Here is a 12,816-nt window from a genome sequence, read left to right on the forward strand (position 1 = left end):
TCAGGCGGATACCGCGTCGGGGCGGACAGCGGCGAGCTTGTCCGCGAGCGAGCCGAGCAGCGCTGCCCGCTGCTCGGCGAGAAAGAAGTGACCGCCGGGCAGCAGCTCGGTGGAGCGCAGGCCCGGCAGGACGTCGCGCCAGGCCTCCAACTGGGTGGGCGCCACTTGGCGGTCGTCTCGACCGCCGAACAGGTGGGCCGGGCACGACGGCGCGGCGGCAGGGGTGAACCGGTAGTCGTCGAAGATCTCGAAGTCGCTGCGCAACGCGGGCAGGAACAGCGCCATCACCTCCGGGGTCTCGCGCACCTCCGGCGGAATGCCGCCGTAATGGCCGACCGCGGCGACGAATTCGTGATCCGACAGCTCCGATAAGCGCCCTGGCCTGGGCAGGTGCGGAGCCACCGCGCCACCGAGGAACAGCGCCCGCGGCACGATCGGATCGGGCAGGCGGCGCGCTACCTCGTAGGCGGCCAGCGCACCCAGGCTGTGGCCGAAGAAGGCGAACGGCAGATCGGTCAGCGGCACCACCCGCGCCAGCGCGGCGTCGACGAGATCGGTGAAGCGGCGGATCGGCGTCTGCGCCAGATGCCGCTGCCGGGCGGGCAGTTCGATCACGCACAGCTCCACCCAGTCGGGCAGTTCGCGCCGCCACGGGGTGTAGGCGGCGGCTTTGCCACCGGCGAACGGCCAGCAGAACAACCGCAGGCTCGGCGTTCCGGCTGTCTTGCGGTGGATGGTCAGCGCGCCCGTCTCGGTGGGTCGTACCGGTTCGGGGGCGGCTGGAGGTGGCGTCGAAGCCGGAATCGTGTCGGCCGCAGTGATCGTCGTTCTGTGGGAGGGCTCGGTCGACACCGGAAGGGTCTCGGCTGCAATGCTTCTCGCATCATCGTGTAGCGCACGCAGATCACGTACTGTCGCGATGCGGGTCACCGGCGCGCCCAGCGTCGCGAAGAACTTCGACAGCGGCGCCGACGGACCGACCTCGTAGCGGGGTACGCCCGAGCGCAGCAACGCGCGCATGTTCGCGGTCCAGCGCACCGGAGCCGAGATCTGGCGGACCAGATGCTCGGTGACGGTCTCGGGCCGGTGGAACTCCCCGGTGTAGTTCGAGGTCACCGCGACCGCGCGATCGGCGCGAATGCGTGGGGCGCACTCGGCCAGATGTCCGGCGAATTCGGTCTCGATGCCGCGCATCCACCGGGAGTGGAACGGCGCGCTCACCCGCAGCGGGACGAACCGCAGGTCCGGCAGGCGTTCGGCGAGGATGACGCGCGCGGCCGCGATCGCGTCGCTGCCACCGCTGATGACGAGCTGATCGGTCGAATTGTCGTTGGCCACCTCCGCGCCCGCCTCGGCGACCAGATCGCTCACCCCGGAGCCGGCGATGTCCGGCAGGATCAGCGCGGCCATCGCCCCCGCACCCTCCGGCACGGCGCGCTGCATGAGCGCCCCTCGGGTGCGCACCAGCCGCACCCCGTCGGCGAGGTCGACAACGCCCGCCGCGACCAGCGCGGCGTACTCGCCGAGGCTGTGCCCGCCGAAAGCGACCGGCCGCACACCGAATTCGGCCGCCAGCACCCGGTAGGCGGCGATCTCCATGGTCAGCACGCAAGGCTGGGTGTACTCCGTGCGATGCAGCCGAGGATCCCGCTCGGCGCAGATCCGCAACAGATCCTCGCCCACCGCGGCGCTCGCTTCGGCGAACGTGTCCCGGGCGAGGGGGAACTCGGCGCAGAAGTCCGCTCCCATCCCGGTGCGCTGGGCGCCCTGCCCGGGGAAGACGATCGTGCACTCGCCGCTCATCGCAGCGCCTCCGCGGTCGACTCGGCCGCGCGCGGCGCGGGGATGTAGCCCACTTCGGCGCAGTGCGCCAGGTACACCCGCACCAGGTCCTCGGTCGGCGGGCAGTCGATGCCCGCCGCGCCCAGCACCCGCCGGGTGTAGGCGCAGTCGGCGTAGGAGCTCTCCTCGTAGTGGATGGTGCCGAACAGTTCGATGCCGTACTTGAACATCTCCAGGGTCTGGCTGTCGTAGACCTCGTCGGTGCCCAGCCGGTGGATCTGGCGGTCGGTGGCCTTGCGGTGAAATTCCTCCAGCGGCACCAGATCCACCTTGTACCCGGCGCGCTGGACATAGCGGACCACGTCGTAATAGCGCCGGATGTCGGGGTTGGTGAGGTGGTAGGTCTCCCGGTAGGTCGCGCGGTGCAGCGCGATGTGCGTGATCGCGGCGCTGACGTAGTCGACCGGGGTGATGTCCCAGTGCACCGGCGTCAGCATCGTCTCGCCGGTCTCGATCATCGTCTTGAGGATGTCGTAGTACGCGCCTTTGACGCTGACCTCGGAGAACGGGTACCGGCCGGTGCGGCTGTCGCCCATGATGTTGCCCGGTCGCACGATGTCCCAGAGCAGTCCGCGCTCGCTCGCCGCGCGGATCAGCTTCTCGGACTCGTACTTCGTCTGCTGGTAGGGCAGATGGTCGTAGCCCTGGCCCAGTTCGAGATCCCGCTCGGTGAACGGCGGGTTGTTGAAGTTGAGCCGGTCACCCAGGGCGCTGAAGCTCGACACGTACATCAGGTACTTGCCGCGTGAGCGCAGCGCGAATTCCACCGCGCGGCGGGTGCCTTCGACGTTGATCGGGGCCAGCGCGTCGTAGAAGGTCACCAAGGTGGTGCGGCCCGCTGCGTGGATGGTCAGATCCACCTCGTCGGCGATCCGCCGCCAGGTCACCTCGTCCAGGCCGAGTCGTTCGTCGGCGACGTCGCCGAGCACCGTGGTCACGCGATCGGCGAACACCTGGTCGAGCGATCCGTCCGGATCGTAGGTGCTGAGGAAGTGCTTGACCCGGTGCTCGGCCGCGGCCACGGTCTTGCCGCGCACCAGGCAGGTCACTCGCACGTCGGAGCGTGTGAGCAGATCGTGCAGCAGCTTGCCGCCCAGTACACCGGTCACGCCCGTGATGAAGACCGACCGCACCGGGATCGGGGCGTCCATGCTCACCGGCGGGATGTCCTGCTGGACTGTCGCGGTCGCGTCGACCACAGTGGCGCGGGGGGCGTCGTCTCGCGTCCTCCCGGCGATGATGCCGTCGGCCACCAGGTAGTGCGACAGCGACGCGATGGTGGGATACAGCTCGGTCGACTCCGCCGGGATCTTGACGTCGTAGTGCTTCATCAGCCGGTTGAGCATCCGGACGGTGGCCACCGAGTCGAACCCGAAATCGGTGAAATCCGCGTCGAGATCGAGATCGGCCGGGTCGGACTTGGTCAGATCGGCGAAGATGTCGCGGATGTGCTCGGCGAGCCGATCGCGTAACGCGCTGTCGAATTCCTCGCCGGTCGGGGTTGTCGCGACCGGTTCAGTGCTGCCGGTCGGTTCGGTGGTGACCGCTTCAGGGACGCCGGTTGGGGCGGTGGTGACTGATTCGGTTCCGCTGGTCGGGGATGTGGTGCTTGGCTCGGCGGCGTCGGTCGGAGCGGTGGTTACCGGTTCGGCGTCGCCGGTCGGTGCGAGCAGGTCCGTGGACGACTCGATCGGTTCGGTCGACGCCGGTTCGGTTCGGTGCGCTGTGCCATTCGTGGAACGGCCGTTGCGCTGCTCTGCCCGAGGTGGCTCTAGTTCCCGCGCGACCACTGTCTTCGCGACCAGCTGGGGAGCCGGACGGCTGCGTCTGCGGTAGTCCTCGGGAACGATCCAGTACCTGCGCCGCGCGAACGGGTAGCCGGGCACGCTCACGATCCGGCCGAACGGCCGCTCGTAGCTCTGTTCCCAGTCCACGGTCCAGCCGCCGGCCCACAACTCGGCGACCCGCGGCAGATTGCCCGAGCGCAGCAGCGCGCGCACTTCGGCACGGTCGGCGTCCGACTCGCCGGGCAGCTCGTCGAGTTCACGGTGGGTGCGGGCCACGCCGCGGAAGACCAGCAGCCCTTCGGCCGGTGCCGGGGCACTCGGATCGGCTGCGCTGTCGAGCAATTCGACGAGTTCGGCTGTGGAGGCGGCCACCACCGCGAGGCGATGTTCGAACGTGCTCCGCCCGATCGCCAGCGTCCACGCCACATCGGGCAGTGGCAGCGGGTGTTCGCGCAGCCGGTCCGCTGTGCGAGCGGCCAGTTCCGCGAGCCGGTCGCCATCGCGCGCCGACAGCACCACGATTCGTGGTTGCCCGTCTTCGGCGGTCGGCACGGTGGGCTCGGCGTCGGTGAGGATCACGTGGGCGTTCGAGCCGCCCGCACCGAACGAGCTGACGGCGGTGACGCGGGGCTTGCCGTCGTCGGGTCGCGGCCAGGCCGTGGGCCGATCGATGACGCGGAACGGGGACGCCGCGAAATCGATGCCCGGATTCGGCGGATCGCTGTGCAAGTTCGGCGCGATGGTGTCGTGGCGCAGTTGCAGCAGCGCCTTCACCACCCCCGCGGCGCCCGCGGCCGCTTCCAGGTGCCCGACACTGGATTTCGCCGAGCCGATGCCGCAGTAGCCGCGCTCGGACGTCGAACGGCGGTAGGCCTTGGTCAGCGCCGCGATCTCGATGGGATCGCCCAGTGCGGTTCCGGTGCCGTGGGCTTCCACGTAGCCGATGTCACCCGCGTCCACGCGGGCCGCGCTCAGCGCTCGGCCGATGAGGTCGGTCTGGGCGACGGGGTTGGGGACGGTGAATCCGTTGGTGCGCCCGCCGTGGTTGGTGGTGCTGCCCCGGATCACGCCGTAGACGCGGTCACCGTCGGCGCGCGCATGCCGCAGCGGTTTGAGCACCAGGGTCACCACCCCTTCACCCGGCACGTAGCCGTCGCCGCCCGCGCCGAACGACCGGCAGCGGCCGTCGGTGGAGGCCCAGCGGCCGTAACCGAGCAGCAGGTACTTGCCCGGGTGGATCGACACGTTCACCCCGCCCGCCAGCGCGTAGGCCGACTCGCCGCGGCGCAGGCTCTCACAGGCCAGATGCAGCGCGGTCAGCGACGCCGAGCACGCCGTGTCCACCGCGAGACTGGGGCCGTTGAAGCCGAAGTGGTACGAAACCCGGTTCGCCACCGCGAAATATCCCGAGATCGGCACGCCGACGAACGCCTGGTACTCGGCGTAACCCACCCCGGCGAAGACACCGGCATCGGGCAGACCACGCGCCGCGGCGCTGCGACGCACCCGATCCGGCGAGTAGCCCGCGTCTTCCAATGCCGCCCAGGACGTTTCCAGGAACAGTCGTTGCTGCGGATCCATCTCCTCGGCGTCCTTGGGGGTGATGCCGAAGAAGCGGGCGTCGAATTTGTCCACGTCATCGAGGAACCCACCCCAGCGCGCGTAGGTGGTGCCCGGTTCGTCGGGGTCCTCGGAAAGGTATTCGCGGTGATCCCAGCGTTGCGGCGGGACCTCCACGATGCAGTCGCGGCCCGCGACCAGGTTGGCCCAGAATTCCTCGACATCACCCGCCATCGGGAACTTGCCCGCCATGCCGATGACCGCGATGTCCTCGGAATCGTCCGCGTTGCCGGGGGTGGACTCGCGCCCGGCGTGATCGAGGGCGCCCGTGTGCGCCGCCTCGGAGGGGTGGCCGGTCGCGGCGTTGGTGGGTGACGTGGCCGCGGGCGTCGTTTCGGTAACACTGCTGGGTGCGATCGCGGCGGGTGTCGCGTCGGCGGCGTTGCTGGGCGATGTCGCTGCGGGCGTCGTGTCGGCGACGGTGCTGAGCGCGATCGCGTCGGCGTTGCTGGGCGGCGTGGCCGCGGGCGCCGTATCGGCGACATTGCTGGGTGCGATCGCGGCGGGTGTCGCGTCGGTGGCGTCGCTGGGCGGCGTGGTCGTGAGCGTCGCGTCGGCGGTGAGCACGGCCAAGCGCGGCGCGTGCTCGTCGGCGAGATAGCCCGCGATGTCGCGGACGGTCTGGTATTCGAAGAACAGCGTGCTCGGGAGCGTGCCGAAATCGGTTTCCAGCCGGTCGTTCATCTTGCTGATCAGCACCGAGTCGATGCCGTAGTCCTGCAGCGGGATACGGGTGCGGATCCGTTGCGGGTCGAGTCGGCAGTACTCGGCGAGCAGACCTTTGAGGTAGCTCTCGGCGGCCTGGCGCCACGGTGCGGATCCCGGCGATACGGGCCCGGCGTCAGGCGTCACGGGCCCGCGAGCCTCGTGGTCGGCAGCGTCGCGGAGCCTGTTGTCACCTTCGGCCGCAGCCGCCGTCCGGGCCGCGGGTACCGCCGCGTCTTCGGCCGCCCGTCGTCGCGCCGAAGCGCCGTCGACTGGCCCCAACTCAGGCACAACGGGTGCCGCTACGTCGACGGTGCCGGCCGCGCGCAGCGCTTGCGGTACCTCGTCGGTCGATGGCGCCGCAGCGCGTAGCGTGGCGGTGACTCTTTGCGGCTCAGCGGCTCTTTGCGGATCAGCGGCGCCCCAAGGTTCGGCGACGCCCCGAGAGGCCGCGACGCCCTGGAAGTCGGCGACGCCTCGAGAGGCCGCGACATCCCGAGAGGCCGCCACGCCCTGAGAGTCGGCGACTCGCGCCGGTTCGGAGATATCTTGCAAGCGCCCGGCGTCAACTGCGTGCGTGGACGAAGGAGCATCACTCACGTCCGGTGCCCAGCACCTTTCACGGTCGAACTCATAGCCGGGCAGGTGAATACGGCGCGCGCCCGGGTCGCTCCAGCCCGCGTATTCGACGTGCCCACCCGCGACCCACTGCCGCGCCGCCGCTACCGGGTCGTCCAGCGCGATCGCTCCGGCCCGGTCCGTGGTCGCGGTGTCGATCGTTCCGGTGAAGACACCGGACGGACGATCACCTTCGGCGAAAGCGGCCAGCCGCGCCGCGATCGCGTCCACCGAATCTCCGACGACGGCGAGGCGATGCTCGAATCCGCCGCGCCCCATCGCCAGCGTGCGCGCGATGTCCGCGGGCACCAGCTCGGGATGCGCCGTGAGATGTCTGCGCAGCGACCGTGCCATCCGGTTCAGGCTCGTAGCGGTGCGGGCCGAGAGCACGACGAGCTGCGGGCCGCCGGGTACCTCGCGCCGGGCCGTACTCGGCTCAGGCGCGCTGTCGACCACCAGGTGCGCGTTCGTGCCGCTGAACCCGAACGAGCTGATCGCGGCCCGGTGCGGGGAACCGGTCCACGGGCGCAGTTCGGTGTTGACGAAGAACGGCGACTCGTCCAACCCGAGCAGTGGGTTCACGGCCGCCACATGCAGCGAGGGCGGCAGCTGTCCGGCGCGCATGGCCAGCAGGACCTTGAACAGGCTCGCCATGCCCGCGGCGTGCGAGGCGTGCCCGATGTTCGATTTCACCGACCCCACCGGGACGGTGCGGATCGCGCCGGTGTAGTGCCGGAAGGCGGCGGTGAGCGCCTCGATCTCGATCGGATCGCCCAAACGTGTTCCGGTGCCGTGGGTTTCGACGTAGCCGATGGTGGACGGATCGATCCCGCCGTCGCGATACACCGCCAGTTCCAGTTCGGTCTGTGCCCGGACGCTCGGTGCGGTGATGCCGTTGGTGCGGCCGTCGTGGTTGATCCCGATCCCGCGGATCACACCGTGGATGGGGTCGCCGTCGCGTTGCGCGGCGGCCAGCGGTTTGAGCACCACCACGCCCACGCCCTCGGCGATCACGAAACCGTCGGCGTCGTCGGCGAAGCTCGCGCACCGGCCCCGCGCCGACAGCATGCCCATCGAGGAGGCGAGCAGGTGGTATTCGGGCGTCACGAACACCGCGACCCCGCCCGCCAGCGCGAGTTCCGACTCGCCCGAGGCGAGGCTGCGGCAGGCTTGGTGCAGCGCGACCAGCGCCGAGGAGCAGGCGGTGTCCAGCCCGAGACATGGGCCGGTGAGATCCAGGTGATAGGCCACCCGAGCGGGCAGGATGGCCGGGCTGTTGCCGGTGAACATGTGGTGGGAACCGGCCGTTCCGCGACTGCGCAGGAGGTTGGCGTAATCCGATCCCGGAGACCCGGCGAACACCCCACATCGGCTGCGCCGCAACGACTTCGGATCGATAGCGGCGTCTTCCAACGCGAGCCAGCTGTGTTCGAGGAACAACCGCTGCTGCGGGTCCATGTAGTCGGCTTCGGCGGGCACCAGGTCGAAGAACGCCGGATCGAAATCCGCTACGCCGTCGAGGAATCCGCCCCACTTGGAGTAGGTCTTTCCTGGTGTCGCCGGTCCCTGCCGGAAGTGCTCGGCGATCGGCCAGCGTGACACGGGTACCTCGGTCACGGTGTCGCGCCCGGCGGCGAGATTGCTCCAGAACTGGTCGAGATTCGCCGCGCCCGGGAACTGCCCGGACATGCCGATGATGGCGATGTCCATTGATGTCGGCCTCTCGCTGGGCCGCGCGGCCTGCGCAGCGACGGTTCGGGTGCCGGGCGTCGACGCGCCCGGGACGGGAGATGTTCGAGCGGGTACTCGTGCCGACGCCGCGCTTGTCGCCACGGCGCCGTCTTCGGCCATGCGAGCGCTGAGCAGCCGCACCGACGGATGGTCGAACACCACCGTGGGGCGCAGCGCCAAGCCGTAGCGAGCGTTGACCCGGTCGATGATCTTCACCGCGAGAATGGAATCGACCCCGTACTCCGACAGCGGCAATTCCGCGCGCACTTCGCTGCGCGCCACGCCGAGTCCGTCGGCGACGATGGCGACTAGCTCGGCCTCCAGCGCCGGGGCACTGCCGGGCTGCGCGGGTGCGCTCACCGCGGCGAGGCGTTCGGCGGCGACTGCGCGTCCGGACTGGGTGCCGGCGGCTGGTTCAGCGGGCACCGCAGGATGGGGTTGTGTATCGGCGGCGCGCTCTGCGGCCACCACAGGGTGCAGCTGCGCGATGGCGGCTGGCTCCGTGGCCACCGTGCGCTGTGTATCGGCGGGTGGCTCCGCGGCCACCGTAGGCCGGAGCTGCGTAGCGGCGGGCGCGGTGGCGCTGACCGCCGCGAGCAGCCGGAAACTCGGCTCCCCGTCCGCGGACAGACCGGGACCCCACGAACGGACTCCGGAGAATCCCGCCGCGGTCATCGCCGCCTGCCATTGTGGTTCGGACAGCAACGGGGAGTGCGGGATACGCGCCTCGGGATCGCGGTAGGCGTGCCAGCCCTCCAACAGCCCGAACGTCAGCGCGAGGACCTCGAGGTCGGTGGTCGCCTCGGTGAACGCGAGCACACCACCGGGCGCCAGTAGCCGCCGGACGTTGCGCAGAGTCAGGTCGATCGAGCGCGTCGCGTGCAGAACGTTGGCGCAGAGCACCAGGTCGGCCTCATTCGCGGGGAATCCCTGCGCGACCGGGTCGGTCTCGATGTCCAGCACCGCGAAACGCAGGTTCTCGCGCGTGCCGAAGGTGCGCCGTCCGTGCGCGAGGAAACTGGGCGAGACGTCGGTGTAGTGATAGTCGAACGCGATCCCGCTCGCGGCGAGCGCCTCGAGTACGGCGTGCGTGGAACCGCCGGTCCCCGCGCCGACTTCGACGATCCGCAGCGGTCGCGTGTCGCTGTGCCGCTGGGCGAGTGCCGACACCAGTGCGGCGAGCAGCCCGTTGGTGAAGTCGTAGGCGGCGTTGCCGTGATAGATCGCGCCCACCAATCCGAGGTCGCCGCCTGGGAACAGCACCTCCGTCGCGGACAGCTCCCCGCGCAGCACGCGCGGATACGCGGCCAGGCAGGCGTCCAGCAACGCCACGTACGGAGCGGTCTCCGGGAAGCGGGCGAGCAGGTCGGCGCGCATCCCGCTCGTGCCGGGGGGCGGGCCGGGGACCACGATCCGGTCGTCCTGCCACCGCACCAGCCCGTGGCGCCGCAGGATGTCCAGACAGCTGGTGCGCAGCCGGTCGAATTCCGGCCGCACACCCAGGCGCGTGTCCAGCGACTCCGCGGTCCACTCCCCCGCGGTGAGTCCCATTCCGGCCAGGGTGGCGAACAGCAGCATCGCCGCGTAGCGACCGAGTTCGGCCTTGCCGGGCTCCACGACGCCGGTGGGCTGGACGGACGCCTCGAAACGCTCCACCGCGGCGTCGAATCCCGCGCGCGGCGGTGCGATGATCCAGTAGCCGGTGCGCTCGAAGGGATACCCGGGCAACGGGACGCGACGCCGCGGACCGCCGCGTGCGCGCCAATCGACTTCGGCGCCCGCGACCCACTGGCGGGCGATTTCCTCTTCGCTGTGCGCCGGAGCGAACAGCGGTGGTCGGGCCTGCGCGTCGACGGCGCCGGTGACCACGGGGCCGAGCTGGTCGGTGCGGAACTGATCGAGTGCTTCGGCCACCTCGACCGGCGTGGACGCGACCACCGCCAGCCGGTGCGCCAGCGCGGGCCTGCCCACCTGCAAGGTGCGCACGGCGTCGGTGAAATCCGCGGGATCGAGCGCGCGGAAATGCCGCGCCATGATTTCGGCGTAGCGGTGCAGCCGCTCCGGTGTGCGCGCCGAGAGCACGAAGATCCCCGGCCCACCCGTCGCGGCAGGGCGGGCCCGGTCGTCGACGAATTCGGCGAGCACGACATGAGCGTTGGCGCCGCCCGCGCCGAACGCGCTGATGCCCGCGTGCCGCGCCACCGCGACGCCGTCGACGGTGCGGCGCGGCCACTGCTCCAGTTCCCGTGGCAGGTGGAACGGTACCGAGTTGAACGCGATGGCCGGATTGACCTGTGCCGCGTGCAACGTCGGCGCGATCCGGCCGTGTCGCATCTGCAGCAGCACCCGAGTCAGGCCCGCGACGCCTGCCGCTGCTTCCAGGTGACCGATGTTCGACTTCGTCGACCCGAGTGCGCGGGACCGGCCCGTACCGGTGGACCGGCCGAAAGCCGCGGCCAGACCGGCTATTTCGATCGGATCGCCGAGCGGGGTGCCGGTGCCGTGCGCTTCGAGGTAGTCGATCGTGCCGGGATCGACCCCCGCCGCGCGCAGGGCCGCGCTGATCACCTCGGCTTGCGCGCCGGGATGGGGCACGCTGTAGCCGGAGGTCTGCCCGCCGTGGTTGACCGCGCTGCCCAGGATCAGGCCGTGGATGGTGTCGCCGTCGGCGCGGGCGGCCGACAGCGGCTTCAGGTACAGCGCGCCGACGCCTTCGCCGGGCACGTAGCCGTCGGCGGCGGCGGCGAACGGCCGGCACCGGCCGCTATCGGACATCATGCCCAGGCTGTGCAACAGCAGGAATTTGTCCTCGTGCAGCAGCAGGTTCACCCCGCCCACGATCGCGGCGTCGCATTCGCCGTCGAGCAGGCTGCGCCGCGCCAGATGCAGCGCGGTCAGCGACGCCGAGCACGCGGTGTCCACGGTGAGACTCGGCCCGCGCAGACCGAGTGTGTAGGAGGTGCGGTTGGCGATGGACGACGGAATCGAGGCCACCGCGACCGGATCGCCGTCGCGAGTGGCCGCGACGCCGAGCAGGCGGTAGTCGCTCCAAGTCGCGCCGACGAACACGCCGACGCGGCGATCCCGCACGGCCGGGTCGCTGTGGTGGTAGCCGGCGTGTTCCAGCGCCGCGTACGCCTGTTGCAGGAACAACCGCTCCTGCGGATCCAGCAACGGCGCCTGGACCGGCGGAATCCGGAAGAACTGCGGGTCGAAACCGGCCACGTCGCGCAGGAATCCGCCGACCATCGGGGGTGCGTCGGGGCTGCCCTGGACGGCGGTCAGCCACCAGCGTTCGGCGGGAACCGGGCCGACCGCGTCGTGTCCGTCCCGCAGGTTGCGCCAGAACTCCTCGATGTCCTCGGCGTCCGGGTAGCGGCCGCTGATTCCGACGATCGCGATCGGCTCCTCGCCGCCGACCGCCGCATGGGGCTCGTTCCCTGTTCCGGGGGCAGGCACCGGCGCGCTGACCGGTGCGACCGCTGGTTGTAGTCGTGCCCGCAGGGTTTCCGGCTCGCCCCAGACCGCGGCGAGTTGTGCACGAGTCAGCGTCGCGCAGGACAACAGCAGGTCGAGTCCGGTCGCGGTGGGCAGCAGTCCGGCACCGGCCCGCCGCAGCGCGGTGATCTGCTCGGCGGGCGGAAGCATCCCGCCCTCGGCCCACAGCGGCCAGTTGACGCTGATCGTCCGGTGTCCGGCGCGGTCGCGCTGTTCGGCGAAGACGTCCAGATAGCGGTTGGCCGCCGCGTAGTCCGCTTGCCCAGGGTTGCCGAGCACCGCGGAGACCGACGAGAACAACACGGTCAAGCGGACCTCCGGCAATACTCGGATCAGGTGCCCGATGCCGTAGACCTTCGGTGCCAGAACGGATCTCGCGTCCTCGCGGCCGGACCCCGACAACAGTCCGTCGCGCAACTGTCCCGCACCGTGGTAGAGCACGTCGACCGGCCCGAAGGTGGCGTGAGCGATCGCGGCGACGCGTTCGGCGTCCGCGGCGACCGACACGTCGGCGCGCACGTGCACAGCTTCCGCGCCGAGGTCGTTGAGCTCGGCGAGCAGACCGGCGGCCGCCGCGTCGAGCGGGCGGCGCGACACCAGGACCAGCCGGGCCCCGTACTCGGTGGCGAGGCGGCGCGCCAGATGCCGGGCGATACCGCCGAATCCGCCGGTGACGACGACCACCGCGCCTGGGCGCAGCACCGGGTCGCCGGAACCGGCCACGGATTCCGTGAGCACACGCGGCCTGCGGACCTCGCGTCGTCCGGCGCGGTAGCGGACCTCGGTGTCGGGATCGCGTTCGTCGATGCCCAGTTCGGTGGCCACGATGTCGCTCATCATCGTGGCGGGGTCGCGCTGGACGGCCTTCAGCAGCGGTAGTGGCTGCTCGAGCCGTAGCGTGCGCGCGAAACCGCCCAGCAGAGCGCCACTCGATTCCCCCGAGGGGGTCGCGGGCGTAAGGGCGAGCACGCGGCGCACCGGCGGCTCGGACGTCCCGGCGGTCGCACGCACCAGA

General features: G+C 70.7%; 2 protein-coding genes (1 of these 2 running past the window's edge). Both read right to left on the reverse strand.

What is annotated here, in order from left to right:
- Nucleotides 1–1,803: a thioesterase domain-containing protein gene (locus tag IU450_RS34860; RefSeq protein WP_195153972.1), complete on the reverse strand. Its 1,803-nt coding sequence runs from the start codon at nucleotides 1,801–1,803 to the stop codon at nucleotides 1–3.
- Nucleotides 1,800–12,816: the 3' portion of a thioester reductase domain-containing protein gene (locus tag IU450_RS34865; RefSeq protein WP_195153973.1), read on the reverse strand. Its footprint extends 1,667 nt past the window's final position; only the last 11,017 of its 12,684 coding nucleotides appear in the window; its start codon lies beyond the right edge, outside the window; it ends in the stop codon at nucleotides 1,800–1,802. Before IU450_RS34865 ends, IU450_RS34860 begins: the two co-directional genes overlap by 4 nt.

The organism is Nocardia abscessus, assembly GCF_015477775.1.
Taxonomy (GTDB): Bacteria; Actinomycetota; Actinomycetes; order Mycobacteriales; family Mycobacteriaceae; genus Nocardia; species Nocardia abscessus_A.

Bases quoted from the DNA above. Each gene is read 5' to 3' on its own strand.
- IU450_RS34860 (WP_195153972.1), bottom strand. From the start codon at position 1,803: ATGAGCGGCGAGTGCACGATCGTCTTCCCCGGGCAGGGCGCCCAGCGC.